Consider the following 18,913-nt stretch of genomic DNA (forward strand, 5'->3'; position numbering starts at 1 on the left):
TATCCCGAGAGCACTGTTTGGAAAATTTTACGGAGGGTAGCGGGGTCAGGGTGCCCGGGCAAGAAAATGCCAGCGGATGATCACCCGGGTGTCAGTCGCAGAGGCACTGGGGCACAATCACCGCCTTTCACAGGGGAAACTGCCGCCATGAGCTGCAACAGCGAGAAAATCCGCGATCTGCGGCGGCAGATTCCGTCGTTCGAGTGCGTGCCGGGGTGCCACGACTGCTGTGGGCCGGTGACCACGTCGTCCGAAGAAATGTCGCGTTTGCCGCGCAAGACGCCAGCCGAGCAGGAAGCGGCGCTCAACGAGCTGAACTGCGTGCATCTGGGGCCCAACGGCTGCACGGTGTATGACGAGAGACCGCTGATCTGCCGTCTGTTCGGCACCACCAAAACCCTGCCATGCCCCAACGGCCGCCGACCTGAAGTCCTGATCCACCCTCGCGCCGAGAAGCAGGTGCATGAGTTCATCGCCTCAACGCGGCAGGTGCTGGTTTAACGGCGACCGGACTTTCTGAATCAGCTACGGGTCCCTATTCCGGGATCGGCAGGCACAAACTCTCCTTCACCTCTTCCATCACGATGTAGCTCTTGGACTCCCGCACGTGGGGCAGCTTGAGCAGGATGTCGCCCAGCAGCTTGCGGTACGACGCCATCTCGGAAATCCGCGCTTTCACCAGATAGTCGAAATCCCCTGACACCAGATGGCATTCCAGCACATGGGGCAGTTTGAGCACCGCGCGGCGGAATTCTTCAAAGGTGTCGCCCGACTTGTAGTCCAGGCTGATCTCGACGAACACCAACAAGCTGGCTTTGAGGTTCTGCGGATTGAGGCGCGCGTTGTAGCCCATGATGATGCCTTCACGCTCCAGCCGCCGGACCCGCTCCGTACACGGCGTGGTAGACAGGCCGACGCGTTCGCCCAGTTCGGTGAAGGAGATCCGGCCATCGTTTTGCAGGATGCGCAGGATATTGCGATCGATCTTGTCCAGCTCGCGTTTGGACTGGTGCTGGGTGCGCATTGATAAGCCCTCTGCCAAAGCGTCGGTTGCCGGGAAGAAATGCCGAATATAGGCGTTTATATAGTCAAAAGCACTGCTCAAGCCTTTTTATACTGCGCACATCCTTGCTTAAAACTTGAAAACGTCAGCGGATATCCGCGATGAGGGAATCAACATGCGCGTCCTGGTCCTTGGAAGTGGCGTAATCGGTACCACCAGTGCGTACTATCTGGCGCGTGCGGGCTTCGAGGTGACGGTCGTGGATCGTCAACCGGCCGCTGCCATGGAAACCAGTTTCGCCAACGCCGGGCAGGTCTCGCCGGGCTACGCCTCGCCATGGGCCGCGCCGGGTGTGCCGCTCAAGGCGCTCAAGTGGTTGCTGCAGCGCCATGCGCCGCTGGCCATCAAGGCGACAGGCGATATCGACCAGTACCTGTGGATGGCGCAGATGCTGCGCAACTGCACTCAGAATCGCTATGCGGTGAACAAAGAGCGCATGGTTCGCCTCTCCGAATACAGCCGCGACTGCCTCGATGAGCTGCGTGCCGAGACCGGCATTGCGTATGAGGGCCGCAGCCTGGGCACGACCCAGTTGTTCCGCACTCAGGAGCAGCTGGATAACGCCGCCAAGGACATCGCCGTTCTCGAACAGGCCGGCGTGCCCTATGAAGTGCTCGACCGCGAAGGCATTGCCCGGGTCGAGCCGGCCCTGGCCAGTGTCAGCAACATCCTCAGCGGCGCACTGCGCCTTCCGAACGATCAGACCGGCGACTGCCAGTTGTTCACCACGCGTCTGGCCGAGATGTGCGTGAAGCTGGGCGTTGAGTTCCGCTTCGGCCAGTCCATCGAGTCCATTGATTTTGCCGGTGACACCATCAATGGCGTGCGCATCAACGGCAAGCTCGAAACGGCTGACCGCTATGTCCTGGCGCTTGGCAGCTACTCGCCGCAACTGCTCAAGCCCCTCGGCATCAAGGCGCCGGTTTATCCGCTCAAGGGCTACTCGTTGACGGTGCCGATCACCAATCCGGCGATGGCGCCGACGTCGACCATTCTCGACGAGACCTACAAGGTCGCGATTACCCGCTTCGACAATCGCATCCGCGTGGGTGGCATGGCCGAGATCGCAGGCTTCGACCTGTCGCTCAATCCTCGTCGCCGCGAGACCCTGGAGATGATCGTCAACGACCTCTATCCTCACGGCGGCGACCTGCAGCAGGCCAGCTTCTGGACCGGCCTGCGCCCGACCACGCCGGACGGGACGCCGATTGTGGGTGCTACGCCGTATCGCAATCTGTTCCTCAACACCGGCCACGGTACGTTGGGTTGGACGATGGCCTGTGGATCAGGCAGATTGCTGGCTGACCTGATCGCACGCAAAACGCCACAAATCAGCGCTGAGGGCCTCGATATTTCTCGTTACGGCAGTTCCAAGGAGATCGCAAAACATGTCCATCCAGCGCCAGCTCACCAATGAGCGCATGAGCCAGTTGGTCGTCCATAACGGCACCGTTTACCTTGCCGGGCAAGTGGGCGACGACATGGCCGCGGGGATCGAGCAACAGACCCGCGAGACGCTTCACAACATCGAGCGATTGCTGGACCTGGCCGGTACCGACAAGACCCGCATCCTGTCGGTGACGATTTACCTTAAAGACATCGACGCGCACTTTGCCGGCATGAACAGCGTCTGGGACACGTGGCTGCCGAAAGGCCTCGCCCCCGCTCGTGCGACGGTTGAAGCCAAACTGTGCGAGCCGGAGATTCTGGTTGAGCTGTCGGTGATTGCGGCGCTGCCGTAGCTCACTTATATGCCCCTGTGGGAGCGTGGCTTGTCCCGCGATCTGGCGCGAAGCGTCAGCAAAACGGTGTAAATGCATCGAATCGGGCGGGGAGAGTCCGGTATTTTGTGGCCAGTTTCTGGCCGATCGCGGGACAAGCCACGCTCCTACCTCTATCCATCTACTGACCAAGAAGCCCCGCCATGCGTCCAGCCCGCGCCCTTATCGATCTTCAAGCCTTGCGCCACAACTACCAATTGGCGCGCGATACCGCTGGCGCTAAAGCGCTCGCCGTCATCAAGGCGGATGCCTACGGCCATGGCGCTATCCATGTTGCGCAGGCGCTGGAGTCGGAGGCCGACGGCTTTGCCGTGGCGTGCATCGAAGAAGCGCTGGAGCTGCGTCAGGCCGGGATCAAGGCCCCGATTCTGCTGCTGGAAGGTTTTTTCGAGGCCGACGAACTGGCACTGATCGTCGAGCATGATTTCTGGTGCGTGGTGCATTCCCTTTGGCAACTCGATGCCATCGAGCAAACCGCCCTCGGCAAGCCGCTGAACGTGTGGCTGAAGATGGACTCGGGCATGCACCGCGTCGGCATTCACCCCGCGGATTTTCAGGCGGCGCATCAACGGCTGCTGAACAGTGGCAAAGCCGCGAAGATCGTCTTGATGACCCACTTCGCCCGCGCCGACGAACTCGACAGCGTGCGCACCGACGAGCAAGTGGCAATGTTTCAATCGGCCCGTGCCGGCCTGACCGCCGAAGTCAGCCTGCGCAATTCCCCAGGCGTCATGGGCTGGCCCAGCGTGCCGAGTGACTGGGTGCGTCCGGGCATCATGCTCTACGGCGCGACGCCGTTCGAACAGCCGCAATCGGTCGCCGATCGTTTGCAGCCGGTGATGACCCTGGAGTCGCGTGTCATCTGCGTGCGCGATCTGCCTGTCGGTGAACCAGTGGGCTACGGCGGTACATTCGTCGCCGAGCGCAACATGCGCATCGGTGTGGTCGCGATGGGCTACGCCGACGGCTATCCGCGTCAGGCGCCCACCGGCACCCCCGTGATGGTCGACGGTCATCACAGCCAGTTGCTCGGGCGCGTGTCGATGGACATGCTCTGCGTCGACCTGACCGACGTGCCGGGCGCAGGGCTGGGCAGCCGCGTCGAGCTGTGGGGCAAGAACATCCTCATCAGCGACCTTGCGGCCGGTGCGGGCATGATCCCGTACCAGATTCTGTGCAATCTGAAACGCGTGCCCAGGCTCTATATCGGGGCCTGATCCCCGCTCGCCAATCCCCTGAAAATCACCCTGTTACGGCCAGTCACGGCCGCCAGTCCCTTTGCTGATCCGGCCGTGGGCTCAAGTGTTGTAAATACTGAACGCTGTTGCCATGATGGCGGCCACTTGACCCAACTTGATCATCAGGAGGACTCCCGCATTGGACGTCGGTGAACGACTGCAATCCATTCGTAAACTCAAAGGCCTGTCCCAGCGTGAGCTCGCCAAACGAGCGGGCGTGACCAACAGCACCATCTCCATGATCGAGAAGAACAGCGTCAGCCCCTCGATCAGCTCGCTACGCAAGGTGCTGGGCGGCATACCGATGTCCATGGTGGAGTTCTTTTCCGAAGAGCTCGAACCCGAAAACCCGACCCAAGTGGTCTATAAAGCCAGTGAACTGATCGATATCTCGGACGGTGCCGTGACCATGAAACTGGTCGGCAAATCCCATCCGAGCCGTGCCATTGCGTTCCTTTCCGAGGTCTACCCGCCGGGTGCCGACACGGGCGTCGAGATGCTCGTGCACGAGGGCGAGGAGACCGGGATTCTGGTTGAGGGCCGTCTTGAACTGGTGGTCGGCCTGGACACCTACGTGCTGGAAGAGGGCGACAGTTACTACTTCGAGAGCTCTCGACCCCATCGCTTTCGCAACCCGTTCGACGTTCCTGCGCGACTCATCAGCGCTGCCACGCCGGCGAATTTCTGATCAGCGACATGATTAACCGACAACTGATCTTCCTCGGGCTGGCCGTTTTGCTCTTCGCCGATGCTGCAAGCGCGACGATGCGCTGCGGCACGGCGCTCATCAGTCTGGGGGACACCGCCGACGTGGTCCGTCAGAAGTGCGGAGCGCCTGACAGCAGCGTTGATCAGATGCCTGCGCTCAGGAGCAACGGGGTTCCGAAACTCGGCACTGCGAAGGTCAGTTTGTGGGTGTACGGCCCTCGCAACGGCGCCAGACAACACCTGCGGTTTATCGAGGACAAGCTGGTAGAGATCGAGACGAAGCGGGATTGAGTCGCCGACTGGCAGTCGTTGTGTGAGGGCGCCAGCGGTGCAATGCAGCAAATCCCCCGAAGGCCCGGTCCAACCCCCATCAAATAACAAAATCAGGAGAGGCCGGATGCCGCATTCCTGCTCGATCGAGCAAGCTGTCGATCACGTGCTGGCCGAGTTGCCGGCGCATGTTCATATGGGTATGCCGCTGGGGTTGGGCAAACCCAATCGCTTTGCCAACGCGTTGTACGCCCGAATCAAATCGCTGCCCGATCGGCAACTGACCATCTACACCGCCTTGTGCCTCGGGCGACCCGATGGCGGCGACGGTTTGCAGGGACGGTTTCTGGAGCCTTTTCTGGAGCGCGTCTTCGACGATTACCCGGAACTGGATTTCCTCTCCGATCTGCGCAGGGACGACCTCCCACCCAACATTCACGTCCAGCAGTTCTTCATGCAGCCCGGCAGCCTGCTGGGCAGTGTCGAAGCGCAGCAGGATTACGTCAGCAGCAACTACAGTCACGCCGCGCGGGACATCAATGCCAACGGCCTGAATCTGATCGCGCAACTGATCGCCCGTGACCCGCAACGACCTGATCACCTCAGCCTGAGCTGCAACCCCGACATCACCCTTGACCTGCTGCCTATGGTGGAAAAACGCCGCGCGGCGGGCGAGCGCATTCTCATGCTGGGCCATGTCCACTCGGATCTGCCGTACATGCAGGGCGGTGCCGAGGTCAGCGTCGACACCTTCGACCTGCTGATCGAGCACGAAGAGCGCAGCACGCTGTTCTCGACGCCGAACATGCCGGTCGGTGTTCAGGATCACTTCATTGGCTTGTACGCGAGTACGCTGGTGCGCGACGGCGGCACGTTGCAGATCGGCATCGGTTCGATGGGCGACGCCTTGACCGCCGCCTTGCTTGCACGCCAGGCCGATAACGAAACCTACCGCGCGTGCCTGGCCGAGCTGGACGGCATCTCGACCTGGAAGCCGTTGATCGAAGCGCAAGGCGGGGTGATGCCTTTCGCCACCGGGCTTTATGGCTGCAGCGAGATGCTGGTCAACGGTCTGCTGGTGCTGCTGGACGCGGGAATCATCCGGCGCAAGGTGTACGCCGACGTCGAGCTGCAGCAAATGGCCAATGACGGGGTGCTCGACGAGTCGGTTTATAGCGACGGCGTGTTGATTCACGGCGGTTTCTTTCTTGGGCCACGCAGTTTCTACGAGCGGCTGCGGGAATTCACGCCGGCGCAGATCGCGCAGATCAACATGACTGCGATCAGCTACATCAACGAGCTTTACGGCAACGAAACCCTCAAGCGTCTGCAACGGCGTGATGCGCGATTCATCAACAGTTGTTTCACCGTGACGTTGCTGGGGGCAGCGGTTTCAGATCAGTTGGCCGATGGCCGGGTGGTCAGCGGTGTTGGCGGGCAGTACAACTTCGTCGCTCAGGGCCATGCGCTGGAAGGCGCGCGTTCAGTGCTGATCTTGCGCAGTTGGCGTGAGTCGGGTGGGGAGGTCAGTTCCAATATCGTCTGGGACTATGCGCACGCGACGATCCCGAGGCATCTGCGCGATATCGTCGTCACCGAATACGGCATTGCCGACCTGCGTGGCAAGACCGACTCTGCGGTGATCGAGGCGCTGCTCAACATCAGCGATTCACGCTTCCAGCCGGGCCTGATCGATCAGGCGCAAAAGGCCGGCAAGCTGCCGAAGGATTTCCGCCTTGATCCGTTGTTCAGCCAGAACACGCCCGAGCGGTTGAAAGACATCCGCAACCAATTCCCGTCGCTGTTCATCGAGTACCCACTGGGCAGCGATTTCACGGACGAGGAGCGCGATTTGTTGCGCGCGCTGAACTGGTTGAAGAGCAAGTTCAAGCTCACGGAAATCATCGAGCTGGGCAAGGCCACGCTGGAAGCCCCTGACGCGAGCGCGTATCCGGAGCACTTGCAGCGCATGGGACTGGATCATCCACAGGGACTGCGAGAAGAGCTGTATCAGCGACTGGTGTTGGCGGGGTTGCAGGCCACGGCTTAGGCCCGATGCATTCTTGGGAATGCAGGAGTGACCGGGGTGGCGCTCCACCTTGCTCGCGATTGCGTTTAGTCAGGCAATGGTGGTGTGACAGACCCACCGCGTTCGTCCGGATGCGGCCCAGACCAAGCGCGCTCCTACCCCGATCTATGTCAGTCGCAGCACGTCCGGCGTATGCAAATAATCGGTAGGAGCGTGGCTTGTCCCGCGATCTGGCGCGCAGCGGCAGCAGGCCTGCCACCGATTTTTCCTGATCCACCGCGTGCACAGATTCCACGACCGGTTCCCGGCCGATCGCGGGACAAGCCACGCTCCTACACTGGGATTTGTGTCCAACCCAGATGTTTGGCACGCCGCGAACCTGTAGGAGCGCGCTTGGTCTGGGCCGCATCCGGACGAACCCAGTGGGTCAGCCGACATGGGTGTCCTAGACCCACCGCCTTCACGAACTGCACCCGCTCAGCCGAGGGTTTTGATCACCAGCAGCACGGCGGCAAAAAAACCGCTGACGGCAAACAATTGCTGCAATCTCGGGCCGGCGAGGTAGCGGCTTACCTGTCTGCCGGCCATCAGTCCGGCGACGGCCCCGACGGCGAACGGCAGCCCCACTGACCAGTGCATCGCGCCGCTGACGCTGGCCGTGATCACACTGCCCGTCGAAACCAGTGCGATCACCGCCAGCGACGTGGCGACAATGCTCTTCATTTCAAGGTCCGTGTAACGGGTCAACGCCGGCACGATGACAAAGCCGCCGCCCACACCGAGCAAACCCGATAGCAGCCCGGCCAATGCGCCGGTCGCCGCCAGTGAGCGTGCGCATGGCAAGGTCCAGCGCAGCCGACCCACCAGCGGATTGACCACGCAGGGCCTGAATGCCCCACGATCCGGCGGCTTGCCGTGGCGCAGTTCGTGAGCGGCTTTGCGGTAGATCCGCCCGCACACATAAAAAAGAATCAGCGCAAACCCCAACGCCAGCGGCGCATTGGGCAGTTGATGCGCGAGCCACAGGCCTACCGGCGACAGCGCAATACCAATGGTCGCGATGAAAATGGCCGCGCGGTAACGGACGATGCCTTGGCGCAGCCCAAGCGCTGCACCGACCGCCGAAGCCAGCCCGACTGCCAGAAGGCCCACCGGCGCAGCTTCAATCATCGTCAGGCCCAGCCCGAAAACCAAAAGCGGCACTGCAAGAATGCCGCCACCCGCGCCTGTCAGTCCCAACACCGCGCCAATGATCGTACCGAGGCCGGCTCCGATCAGTTCATGTTCATTCATGTTAAGTGAGCAAGTCCCGTGGGTCTGTCAGGAGGTGGCTGTTTAGTATGTGAGCGCGCTGGATCGGCGCGCCCGGCAGGATTCACAGCGCATTGATCGGGACCTTCAGGTAGCGCACGCCGTTGTCTTCCGCCTCCGGCAGATTGCCGCCGCGCATGTTGATCTGCACCGAAGGCAGGATCAGCATGGGCATGTCGAGGGTGGCGTCGCGCTTTTCGCGCATCTCGACGAAGGCGTCCTCATCGATGCCTTCGCGCACATGGATGTTGCTGGCGCGTTGCTCGGCGACGGTGGTCATGAACATCAGCTCTCGGCCGTTCGGCAGGTAGTCATGGCACATGAACAGACGCGTCTGCGGCGGCAGGCTGAGAATCCGGCCGACCGAGCGATACAGCGTGCGCGCATCGGCGCCAGGGAAGTCGCAACGGGCGGTGCCGTAGTCGGGCATGAACAGCGTATCGCCGACAAACGCCACGGCTTCGTTGCCCGCTTCGATCACGTACGTCATGCACGCTGGTGTATGGCCAGGGGTGTGCATGGCTCGGGCCTGCAGCGTGCCGATCTGAAAATGCGAGTCGTCTTCCAGCAGCCGGTCGAACTGGCTGCCGTCCCGGGCAAAGTCACCTTTGGCATTGAATAGCGTACCGAAGACTTTCTGCACGCGTGTGATGTGGCTGCCAATGGCGACCGTGCCGCCGAGCTGTTCCTTCAGGTAGGCCGCCGCCGAGACGTGATCGGCGTGGACGTGGGTTTCCAGAATCCACTGCACCGACACGCCCAGCTCGCGAACCCTGTCGATCAGCTTGTCCGCGGACTGCGTGCTTGTGCGCCCGGATTTCGGGTCGTAATCCAGCACGCTGTCGATCAGCGCGGCTTGAAGCGTAGAGCGGTCAATGACCAGGTAACTGATGGTCGAGGTCTGCGGATCGAAGAACGCCTCTACGCTCAGTTTTTCGCCAATGATCATGGTGCTCTCCTTTGTTGCCGATGCAGGAATGCTGCGGTGTGTCTGTGATGCGCAGGTCGACGGTCACGGCGTCTTCGCGGGCAAGCGCGCGCCTACAGGACGTGCGGCGTGCCAAATGCAGGCTTTGGGTATCAAACGAACGTCACAACGCCATCTTTCAACGACTGCACGCGCGCCAGTGACTCTACACGATAGCCCTGACCGTCCAGTTCGGCGCGGCCGCCCTGGAACGACTTCTCGATCACGATACCCAGGCCGGCGACGGTGGCGCCCGCTTGCTTGATGATCGAAATCAGCGCCTGAGACGCCTTACCGTTGGCCAGGAAGTCGTCGATGATCAGCACCCGATCACTGCTGTTCAGGTGACGGGTCGAAATGGCGATGGTGCTTTCGGTCTGCTTGGTGAACGAGTAAACCGACGCGGAAAACATGTTTTCGGTGAGGGTCAGCGACTGATGCTTGCGCGCGAAGATCACCGGAACGCCCATCTTCAAACCGGTCATGACCGCAGGGGCAATACCCGACGCCTCAATGGTGACGATTTTGGTGATGCCGGAGCCTGCGAACAGCGTGGCGAATTCGTCGCCGATCTGCTGCATCAGCACCGGGTCGATCTGATGGTTGAGAAACGCGTCGACCTTCAATACCTGATCGGAAAGCACGATGCCTTCGTCGCGAATTTTCTTGTGCAGTGCTTCCACGTGGGTGGTCCTCAGAGCGCGATATGCGCGAAATGAACGTTATCTTTTCAGCATGGCGCGTATGTCCGCCAGGGCTGTATTGCCGCGTACGGCTTTGACTTCAACGGGCGTGTCATCGTTGCCTTCCCAGGCGAGATCGTCCGGCGGCAGTTCGTCGAGGAACCGGCTCGGCAGGCAATCGATGATTTCGCCGTACTGCTTGCGTTTTGCGGCGAAGGTGAACGCCAGCGTCTGCCGCGCGCGGGTGATGCCCACGTAGGCCAGGCGGCGTTCTTCTTCGATGGTATCGGCCTCGATGCTGGAGCGGTGCGGGAGGATTTCCTCTTCCATGCCCATGATGAACACGTACGGAAACTCCAGACCCTTGGAGGCGTGCAGCGTCATCATCTGCACGCCTTCAGCGCCGTCTTCCTCTTCCTGCTGACGTTCCAGCATGTCGCGCAGGACTAGCTTGCCGATGGCCTCCTCAATGGTCATGCCGCCTTCTTCATCTTTCTCCAGCGTGTTTTTCAGCGCTTCGATCAGGAACCACACATTGCCCATGCGGTAGTCGGCAGCCTTGTCGCTGGAGCTGTTCTGACGAATCCAGTTTTCGTAATCGATGTCCATGACCATGCTGCGCAAAGCGGCGATCGGGTCCTGCGTTGCGCATTGCTGGCGCACGCCATCCATCCAGTGCTTGAAGCGTCTGAGGCGGTCGGTGAAGCGGGCGTCCAGATGCTCGCCCAGGCCGATCTCGTCGGTGGCGGCGTACATCGACACCTTGCGCTCGGTCGAGTAGTTGCCCAGCTTTTCAAGGGTCGTCGAGCCGATTTCCCGGCGCGGCACGTTGATCACGCGCAGGAAGGCGTTGTCGTCGTCGGGGTTTACCAGCAGGCGGAAGTAGGCCATCAGGTCTTTCACTTCCTGGCGGCCGAAGAAGCTGTTGCCCCCGGACAGCCGATACGGAATCTGATGGTGCTGCAGCTTTAGCTCGATCAGCTTGGCCTGATAGTTACCGCGATAGAGGATCGCGAAATCGCTGTACGGCCGGTCGGTGCGCAGGTGCAGGCTGAGGATTTCGATGGCCACGCGTTCGGCTTCGGCGTCTTCGTTCTTGCAACGAATCACGCGGATTTCGTCGCCGTGACCCATCTCGCTCCAGAGTTGCTTTTCGAACGCGTGGGGGTTGTTGGCGATCAGCACGTTGGCGCAGCGCAAGATGCGGCTGGTGGAGCGGTAGTTCTGCTCCAGCATCACCACTTTCAACGACGGGTAATCGTCCTTTAGCAGCATCAGGTTTTCCGGCCGCGCGCCGCGCCAGGCATAGATCGACTGGTCGTCGTCACCCACAACGGTGAACTGGCAGCGCGTGCCGATGAGCATCTTCACCAGCAGGTACTGGCTGGCGTTGGTGTCCTGGTATTCGTCGACGAGCAGGTAGCGCACCTTGTGCTGCCACTTTTCCAGAATGTCGGCGTGCTCTTCGAACAGCTTTACCGGCAGCAGAATCAAGTCGTCGAAATCCACCGCGTTGTACGCTTTCAGCGTGCGCTGGTAGTGGCTGTAGACGATGGCGGCGGTCTGCTCCTTGGGGTTGCGCGAATTGGCGAGGGCCTCGGGCGGCAGGATCAGTTCGTTTTTCCAGGCGCCGATCATGTTCTTGATCTCGTCGACGCCGTCGTCGCCCGAGTATTCCTTCTGCATGATGTCGGTCATCAGCGCCTTGACGTCGGTCTCGTCGAAGATCGAGAACCCGGGCTTGTAGCCCAACCGGGCGTGTTCCTTGCGGATGATGTTCAGGCCCAGGTTGTGGAACGTCGAAACGGTCAGGCCGCGCCCCTCGCCGCTGCGCAAAAGGGTCCCCACGCGCTCTTTCATCTCCCGCGCTGCCTTGTTGGTAAAGGTCATGGCGACGATGTACTGGGCACGGATGCCGCAGTTCTGGATGAGGTGGGCAATCTTGCGTGTGATCACGCTGGTCTTGCCGGAGCCTGCGCCGGCGAGCACCAAAAGAGGGCCGCCGACGTAGTTCACGGCTTCCTGTTGCCGGGGATTGAGTCGGGACATGGGGAAAAATGGGGTCGCCTGGAAAAGGGGCGGGCATTTTAACAGGGTCAGCGGATTGTGCAGCCACCGTCCGACACTGTGATGCGCCGCGCTATCTATATTTCGCCGTTTTGTTACATTTGCGTATTGCGGATGATTCTCGCGTTTGACGACCCTCATTCGGGGGTGCGCCAAGGTCTTTACGTTTGTGTGGGGAGTTAGCTTGTCTACGCCTGTCGAACCCTTGCGTTTGCTGCTTCTGGCGGAATCGCCCGAATGGCCGGCATCGTTGCGCGAGTGCCTGGCGCCGCTCGGAAACGCCGCTGTCCTTGACTGCGCGCCGAGCTGGAACGCCGTTGGCGATCAAACAGACCTCGCAGCCCCCGGAATCCTTTTCACCACTGAAGCCCTTCAGCCCGCCGCCGGCCAATGCAGCTGGCCCACCGTATTGCTTTTCGAGACGGAGCCGGAGCAAGAGCCCGTCGGCGTCAGCGACTGGCTGGTGCGCGACGCCCTTACCCCCCAGGCCTTGCGCCGCTGTTTGCGTCACGTGCGCGAACGGGGTGTGCTGGAAACCACGCTCAATCGCCTTGCCGAGCAGGACCCTCTCACCGGTATCGCCAACCGCCAGGGCTTTCAGACGCTGTTGGCCGCCCGGCTGGCCGAATTCGATGGTCGTGGCCTGGCGTTAGGGCATCTCGACCTGGACAACTTCCGGCGTGCCAACGACGCGCTGGGTCATCAGGCGGGGGATCGGCTGATCCTGCAAGTGGTGGCGCGGTTGAAAGGCCAGCTGGAGGCGTGCGATCAACTGGCGCGATTAGGCAGCGATGAATTTGCCCTGCTGATCGACACTCGACGCGCCCCAGAGCGCGCAGAGTCCATTGCCGAGCGCATCACCGAAGCCCTGTCCGAACCGTACTGGGTCGATGGCGAAAGCCTGTTGATCGGGTGCAGCCTGGGCATCGCTTATGCCCGCCTCAACGGTGGCGCCGATCCGTTGATGTGGCACGCGCACATCGCCATGCAGCAGGCAAAGGGCACGCAGGGCTGTACCTTTCACGTCTTCAACGAACGCATCAACCGCAATGCCCGCAGCCTCGCTGACCTCGAAAGTGAGCTGCGCCGCGCCTTGCGCCGCGACGAGCTGGAGCTGCATTACCAGCCGCGCTTGTGCCTGAATACCGGGCACATTCTGGGGCTGGAGGCACTGGTGCGCTGGCGCCACGCTGAACGCGGTTTGCTACCACCGAGTGAGTTTGTGCCGCTGGCCGAGCAAAGCGGGCTGATCGTGCCGCTGGGTTATTGGGTCATTGCCCGGGCCCTGCGGGACATGCAGACCTTACGCGAGACAGGCGTACCGCCGCTGCACATGGCGATCAACCTGTCATTCCGCCAGTTTCAGGACAACCAGTTGCTTGCGACGCTCAGCCGCTTGATCGCCGATCGGGGCATTGACGCGCAATGGCTGGAATTTGAACTGACCGAGACGGCCGTCATGCGCCGCAGTGACCTGGTCAAACAGACCATGGACGCGCTGGGCCGGCTGGGTGTGCGCTTCTCGCTGGACGATTTCGGCACTGGGTTTTCTTCCTTCGTGCATCTCAACAGCCTGCCGATCACGCTGTTGAAGATCGACAAGAGCTTTGTCGGTGAAATGGAGCAGCGCGAGGAAAACCGCAAGCTGGTCCACGCCATGATCAACCTGGCCCACAACCTCAGCCTCGAAGTGGTGGCCGAAGGCGTCGAAACCCCTGAGCAACTGGCATTGCTGCGCAGCTTCAACTGCGACCAGGCTCAAGGTTTTTTGATCAGTCACCCGCTGGCGTTGCCGGAGCTGATGGATTATCTGGCGATGGATCAGGTGCAGAGAAAGGGACTGCAGGGGATTTAAGGAGTAGTCGTGCACAGCCCGTAGGAGCGTGGCTTGTCCCGCGATCGGCTGCGCAGCAGTCGTAAATCTGACGACTCCGTTTGTCCTGATGCACCGCGCTCGCTTGTTTTGCTGCCGCTGCGCGGCAGATCGCGGGACAAGCCACGCTCCTACAGGTCTGAGTCGCTTAACCCATAACCACAACGCCCGTCGCCTCTTTGCGCAGCAGCCTCGCGGTCTTGCGCTCGAATGCCCACGTCAGTGCAACCGCTGAGCAGAGCAGGCCGATCGCCAACCCCCACCACACGCCTACCGCGCCCTGGTTAGCCAGAAACCCGAGGCCCCACGCCAACGGCGCGCCGACCACCCAGTAACTCGCCAGCCCGATCAGGAACGTGGTTTTTGCGTCCTTGAATCCCCGAATCGCGCCCATGGCGATGGTCTGCGTGCCGTCGAGAATCTCGAACCAGGCGGCGATGGCCAGCAGCTTCACCGCCAGCTCGACCACACCCTGGTATTTCGGATCGTTGACGTCCACGAACAAGCCGATGACGGCGTGGGGCGCGACCCAGAACAGAATGCCGAACGACAGCATCAACAGCCCGCCAAACCCGATCCCCATGCGTCCGGCAGTGCGTGCCAGCAGCAGGTTCCCGGCGCCGTAGTGCAAGCCGATGCGCATGGTCACTGCGTAGGAAATCCCGACCGGCACCATGAACGCCATAGACACCGATTGCAGGGCGATCTGATGCGCGGCCATCTGGGTGCTGCCCATGGCGCCCATGCAGAACGCCGCAAACGTAAACAGCCCGACCTCAACCGCGTAGGTGCCACCAATAGGCAGGCCCAGACGCCACAGTTCTTTCAGGCAACTGCGCGAGAGCTTCATCAGTTCTTTGTGAAGGGGATACGCCGCGTAGGCGCTGTGATAGCGAATGTGCAAGACCAGGGCGATGGCCATGGCGTTGGTGACAATGGCCGTGACCAGACCGATGCCCATCAGGCCCCAGTGCGGCAGCCCGAACAGCCCGTGGATAAAGGCGTAGTTGAGCCCGAAGTTCAGCGCCACGCCCACCAGGCTGATCACCATTACCGGGGTCGCACGCCCCAATGCACTGGTGAAACCGCGCAGCGCCATGAAGCTCAACAGGCCGGGCAGCGCCAATGGCAGCGTGATCAGAAATTCGCTGGCCATGTGAACGTTGGCTTCATCTTGACCAAACTGCAGCAGAATCGGTTCGAGGTTCCACAGGATCAGCGCGGCAATCAGCGCCATCCCCCATGCCAGCCACAAACCGGCCTGGGTCAGGCGAGTCACACCCGCATGATCATTCGCGCCTTTGCGGATCGCCACCAGCGTACCAACGGCGGCCATGACGCCCACGCAAAAGAACGACACGAAGTTGTAGCTGGCTGCGCCCAGCCCGCCACCGGCAAGGGATTCCGGGCCCAGCTTGCCCATCATCACGGTGTCGGTGAACACCATCAGCATGTGCGCCATCTGCGAAGCAATCAGCGGCCCGGCCAGACGCAGGATGATCCACAGTTCTTTGAAGGCGTGCTGGTGCATGGTCTTTGCGCTCGGGTTTGCGGGTGTTGGCAGGCCGGTCATTGTGGGGATTCGGGCGAGGATGCACAAAGGGATAAATCCGATCATTGGCATGAGTAAAACTCATCCTGTGGTGTTCTGCGATAGAGTGGCCTCAGTCGCCGTCCAGCCTGAGGAATCCCCATCGATGTCTCGCACGCTCCCGCCTCTGTATGCCCTGCGCGCGTTTGAAGCCGCTGCGCGACACAGTTCGTTCACGCGTGCCGCTGAAGAGCTGTCGATCACCCAGAGCGCGGTCAGTCGGCATATCCGCACGCTTGAAGAGCATTTCGCTTGCCGTCTGTTTCGCCGCAACGGTCGTAATCTGCAACTCACCGAGGCCGCCCGCGAATTGCTGCCGGGCGTGCGGGAAGGCTTTTCAGCCCTGGAGCGAGCGTGCAGCGCGTTGATGGCGGAGGAGGGCATCTTGCGCATGAAGGCCCCATCGACCCTGACCATGCGCTGGCTGCTGGCGCGGCTGAGTCGTTTTCGCCATCTGCAGGTGGGCAACGAAGTCCAGCTGACCAGCGCCTGGATGGACATCGACAGCGTCGACTTCACCCAGGAGCCGTTCGATTGCGCAGTGTTGCTCAGCCATGGCCATTTTCCGCCGGACTGGGAAGCGACCTACCTGTTCCCGGAATGGCTGATTCCCGTGGGCGCGCCGACGCTGCTGGATGATGCGCCGTGGGATGCCGAGCGCCTGGCCGGCGCCGAACTGTTGCACCCCACGCCCGACCGTCGCGACTGGCGCCGATGGCTGGAGCGCATGGATTTGTCTGACCGGGTTTCCCTCAAGGGAGGGCAGGTCTTCGACACGCTGGAGTTGGGCATGATTGCAGCGGCTCGGGGTTACGGTGTTTCCATGGGCGATCTGCTGATGGTGGCGGAGGATGTCGCTCAGGGTCGGCTCAGCCTGCCGTGGCGCACCGCAGTGGTCAGCGGCGAAAACTACTACCTCGTCTGGCCCAAGACTCGCCCGGGCGGCGAGCGTATGCGGCGGCTGAGCGACTTTTTGCAGGGCGAAGTACAGGCGATGGAATTGCCAGACGTGACGATTCTGGAGTGAACCGTGGGGCGCTCCCTCACCGAGGGAGGGTGCCGTAGACCGCTAGCGACGGAATTAATTCCGTCCTCAAACGGTGTAGGACTCAAGTATTTCGTTTGTCAGCCGAAGCTGTAATTGCGAGCCGGTTCTCCTCAATCGGTTCATCAATCCTCTCTATTAGATTCGTCCGAATGGTGTTCCTGAGATCAGGACGGCCCAGTCGTTCGGCAAGGAGCTCCAATGTCTCAGCCTCGCGCCCGAATTGCTTCGCAACTCGGCATCGCCCTGGCCGTTATTCTGGCCGTCGTCATCAGTGGCAGCACGCTGTTCGCCCTGCGCTCACTGGACTCGGCAAACCTGGTTATTCGCGAAGAGCACATGGGCAGCGAAGCCCGATTGCTCGCCGACCAGTTGAACACGTTCCACAGCACCCTGCGTGACAGCACCCAGCGTTTGAGCGGCCTGTTCGAGAAGCGTTTCTCGGGCGGCCTGAGCGTGCAGGCTGATCAGCAGGTTGCGGTCGCGGGCGTGCAGACCCCTTCGTTACTGCTCAACGGCAATGCGCTGAACAACGACTTCACCGAAGTCGACGACTTCAAGAAAATGACGGCCGGCGTGGCGACGGTCTTCGTTCGCAGCGGCGACGACTTTGTGCGCGTCAGCACTTCCCTGAGCAAACAGGACGGCTCACGCGCCCTCGGCACCTCGCTGGATCACAAGCATCCGGCCTACGACAAGCTGCTAGCCGGCCAGGGATACGTCGGTCGCGCGCTGTTGTTCGATCGTCTGTACATGACGCAGTACAGCCCGGTGCGTGACGCCAGCGGCAAGGTCATTGCCGTGCTGTTCGTCGGTTTCGACTACACCGACGCGCAGAAGGCGCAGTTCGACAACCTGAAAAACTTCCGCATCGGTTCCACCGGCTCGCTGGCCCTGCTCGATGAACAGAACAAATGGCTGGTGCCGCCTGCGGGCGTGAAGGACCTGGATCAGGCAGCCACCACGCTGGCTGAGTTCGGCAAGACGCCGAGCGTCGGGCGTTTCTGGCAGGACGCCGGTGAAGATTTCTATACCGTCGGCGAGAAGTTTGCCGGCGGCCCTTGGACGGTTCTGGCGACGATGCCCAAGGATGAGATCAGCGCAGTGACCTGGAGCGTCGGCACGCAATTGGCCATCGGCAGTCTGCTGGCGATGTTGATCGCTGTCGGTGCCGCGATCTGGCTGTTGCGCAGCAAGCTGCGGCCGCTGTCGGCGTTGGTCAGTCAAGCCGAAGCCCTCGGCGCAGGTGATCTGAGCGCACGTCTGAACATTTCCAGCCATGACGAAATTGGTCAGTTGGCAGGCAGCTTCAACAAGATGGGCCAAGCGCTGGAAACCATGGTGTCCCACATCCGCACGGCCGCGCTGGAAGTGAGCAGTCGTGCCAACGCATTGTCCGGCCTGTCGGGCGGCGCTTATGAAGGGATGGAGCAGCAATCCGGCGAAATCACCAGCATGGCCGGTGCAGTGGAGGAGTTCAGCGCCACGGCCCTGACCATCGCCGACAACATGGGCACCACCGAACGCATGGCGCAGGGCAATGCTCAGCAGACCCGCATCGGTCGCACGTCCATGGAAGAGGCGTCGGCCTCGCTGGAGCAAATCGCAGGCTCGCTGAGCAGCACCGCGACGGTGATCGATACCTTGGGCCAGCGCTCGCAAGAGATCGGCGGGATCGTCAGCGTCATCACCTCGATCGCCGAGCAGACCAACCTCCTGGCCCTCAACGCAGCGATCGAGGCCGCACGCGCCGGCGAGCAAGGCCGTGGTTTTGCGGTGGTAGCAGATGAAGTCCGCAGCCTGGCATCACGTACGCGTCAGGCCACCGATGAAATCTCCGGCATGATCAGCAGCATCCAGCAAGAGACCAGCAATGCCATCAACACCATGCAGCAAGGCAACGCGCTCATGCAGGAAGGCCTGTCGCGCAACGCCAAAGTCGCGGCAGCGCTGGCCCAGATCGACGAACAGAGCCGCTCGGCCGGCGAGCAGTTCACATCCATCACCACCGCCACCCAAGAGCAGAGCAACACCGCCACGCTGCTCAGCGCCAACCTGCAAAGCATCGCCCTGGCGAACAGCGAGCAACGCGAAGTCGTGTCCAACCTGGCGATCACGGCTCAAGAGCTGAATGCGGTCGCGTCCGACTTACAGAAGGAAGTAGATCGGTTTCGGTGAGGCTGGGGCGCTGTCGACTTGCCTGACTTTGGGGGGCGTTCGTTTTTTTTTCAAGCGCCCCATCTCCCGATAGTCAGCGGCGACAAGCGTTTGTAGGAGCGCGCTTGCC

16 protein-coding genes are annotated in these 18,913 nt (G+C 61.4%); 10 read left to right on the plus strand and 6 right to left on the minus strand.

Annotated elements, in window-relative coordinates:
• Window positions 1-147: 147 nt before the first annotated feature.
• Entirely contained in the window at window positions 148-501 is a 354-nt protein-coding gene (locus tag ACQKEN_RS00620; RefSeq protein WP_427682915.1) for a YkgJ family cysteine cluster protein, read from the plus strand.
• A 34-nt stretch (window positions 502-535) separates the two neighbouring features.
• Here ACQKEN_RS00620 and dadR read toward each other — a convergent pair whose 3' ends face one another.
• Window positions 536-1,024: a transcriptional regulator DadR gene (dadR, locus tag ACQKEN_RS00625; RefSeq protein ID WP_065988245.1), complete on the minus strand. Its 489-nt coding sequence runs from the start codon at window positions 1,022-1,024 to the stop codon at window positions 536-538.
• 154 nt (window positions 1,025-1,178) lie between these two features.
• Here dadR and dadA point away from each other — a divergent pair, with 154 nt between their 5' ends.
• The 6 genes from dadA (at window position 1,179) to ACQKEN_RS00655 (ending at window position 7,110) form a co-directional block, all read left to right on the plus strand.
• The gene (dadA, locus tag ACQKEN_RS00630; RefSeq protein WP_427682917.1) at window positions 1,179-2,480 is read left to right on the plus strand and encodes a D-amino acid dehydrogenase; all 1,302 of its coding nucleotides are present in this window, start codon (window positions 1,179-1,181) and stop codon (window positions 2,478-2,480) included.
• A complete protein-coding gene (locus tag ACQKEN_RS00635) occupies window positions 2,452-2,805 on the plus strand; it encodes a RidA family protein (protein WP_427682919.1) in 354 nt (117 codons plus the stop codon). The genes dadA and ACQKEN_RS00635 overlap by 29 nt, the downstream gene beginning before the upstream one ends.
• 182 nt (window positions 2,806-2,987) lie before the next feature.
• Complete coding sequence (alr, locus tag ACQKEN_RS00640; protein ID WP_427682921.1) at window positions 2,988-4,061, plus strand: alanine racemase; 1,074 nt, start codon at window positions 2,988-2,990, stop codon at window positions 4,059-4,061.
• Between the two features lie 160 nt (window positions 4,062-4,221).
• Window positions 4,222-4,770, plus strand: a complete 549-nt coding sequence (locus ACQKEN_RS00645; RefSeq protein WP_037016647.1) for a cupin domain-containing protein — start codon at window positions 4,222-4,224, stop codon at window positions 4,768-4,770.
• A gap of 8 nt (window positions 4,771-4,778) precedes the next feature.
• Window positions 4,779-5,081 carry a DUF2845 domain-containing protein gene (locus tag ACQKEN_RS00650; protein WP_427682923.1) on the plus strand — a complete coding sequence of 101 codons (303 nt, stop codon included), beginning with the start codon at window positions 4,779-4,781 and terminating at the stop codon, window positions 5,079-5,081.
• Window positions 5,082-5,187: 106 nt separating this feature from the next.
• Window positions 5,188-7,110, plus strand: a complete 1,923-nt coding sequence (locus tag ACQKEN_RS00655) for an acetyl-CoA hydrolase/transferase C-terminal domain-containing protein (RefSeq protein WP_427682925.1) — start codon at window positions 5,188-5,190, stop codon at window positions 7,108-7,110.
• Window positions 7,111-7,566: 456 nt separating this feature from the next.
• Here ACQKEN_RS00655 and ACQKEN_RS00660 read toward each other — a convergent pair whose 3' ends face one another.
• The 4 genes from ACQKEN_RS00660 to rep all read right to left on the minus strand — a co-directional run bounded on the left by ACQKEN_RS00660 (window position 7,567) and on the right by rep (window position 12,099).
• Window positions 7,567-8,382: a sulfite exporter TauE/SafE family protein gene (locus tag ACQKEN_RS00660; protein ID WP_427682927.1), complete on the minus strand. Its 816-nt coding sequence runs from the start codon at window positions 8,380-8,382 to the stop codon at window positions 7,567-7,569.
• A gap of 82 nt (window positions 8,383-8,464) precedes the next feature.
• Window positions 8,465-9,349 (minus strand): MBL fold metallo-hydrolase, encoded by an 885-nt coding sequence (locus tag ACQKEN_RS00665; RefSeq protein ID WP_427682929.1) that lies wholly within the window; start codon window positions 9,347-9,349, stop codon window positions 8,465-8,467.
• A 131-nt stretch (window positions 9,350-9,480) separates the two neighbouring features.
• Window positions 9,481-10,050 carry a xanthine phosphoribosyltransferase gene (locus ACQKEN_RS00670; protein ID WP_427682930.1) on the minus strand — a complete coding sequence of 190 codons (570 nt, stop codon included), beginning with the start codon at window positions 10,048-10,050 and terminating at the stop codon, window positions 9,481-9,483.
• A gap of 39 nt (window positions 10,051-10,089) precedes the next feature.
• Window positions 10,090-12,099: a DNA helicase Rep gene (gene rep, locus ACQKEN_RS00675; protein ID WP_074892658.1), complete on the minus strand. Its 2,010-nt coding sequence runs from the start codon at window positions 12,097-12,099 to the stop codon at window positions 10,090-10,092.
• Between the two features lie 202 nt (window positions 12,100-12,301).
• Between rep and ACQKEN_RS00680 the strand changes: the two genes are divergently transcribed.
• The gene (locus ACQKEN_RS00680) at window positions 12,302-13,972 is read left to right on the plus strand and encodes a putative bifunctional diguanylate cyclase/phosphodiesterase (protein WP_427682933.1); all 1,671 of its coding nucleotides are present in this window, start codon (window positions 12,302-12,304) and stop codon (window positions 13,970-13,972) included.
• A gap of 166 nt (window positions 13,973-14,138) precedes the next feature.
• Here the strand turns inward: ACQKEN_RS00680 and ACQKEN_RS00685 are convergent, their stop codons facing one another.
• A complete protein-coding gene (locus ACQKEN_RS00685) occupies window positions 14,139-15,521 on the minus strand; it encodes a NorM family multidrug efflux MATE transporter (protein WP_427682934.1) in 1,383 nt (460 codons plus the stop codon).
• Window positions 15,522-15,687: 166 nt separating this feature from the next.
• On the opposite strand from ACQKEN_RS00685, the gene ACQKEN_RS00690 reads away from it, so the two are divergent.
• Together ACQKEN_RS00690 and ACQKEN_RS00695 are read left to right on the plus strand one after the other, a co-directional pair.
• Window positions 15,688-16,608 carry a LysR substrate-binding domain-containing protein gene (locus tag ACQKEN_RS00690; RefSeq protein ID WP_108121193.1) on the plus strand — a complete coding sequence of 307 codons (921 nt, stop codon included), beginning with the start codon at window positions 15,688-15,690 and terminating at the stop codon, window positions 16,606-16,608.
• Window positions 16,609-16,827: 219 nt separating this feature from the next.
• On the plus strand, window positions 16,828-18,804 hold the full coding sequence (locus tag ACQKEN_RS00695; RefSeq protein WP_427682936.1) for a methyl-accepting chemotaxis protein: 1,977 nt from the start codon (window positions 16,828-16,830) through the stop codon (window positions 18,802-18,804).
• Window positions 18,805-18,913: the final 109 nt, after the last annotated feature.

The sequence above is a fragment of the Pseudomonas sp. NPDC078416 genome (assembly GCF_050268485.1).
Taxonomy (GTDB): Bacteria; Pseudomonadota; Gammaproteobacteria; order Pseudomonadales; family Pseudomonadaceae; genus Aquipseudomonas.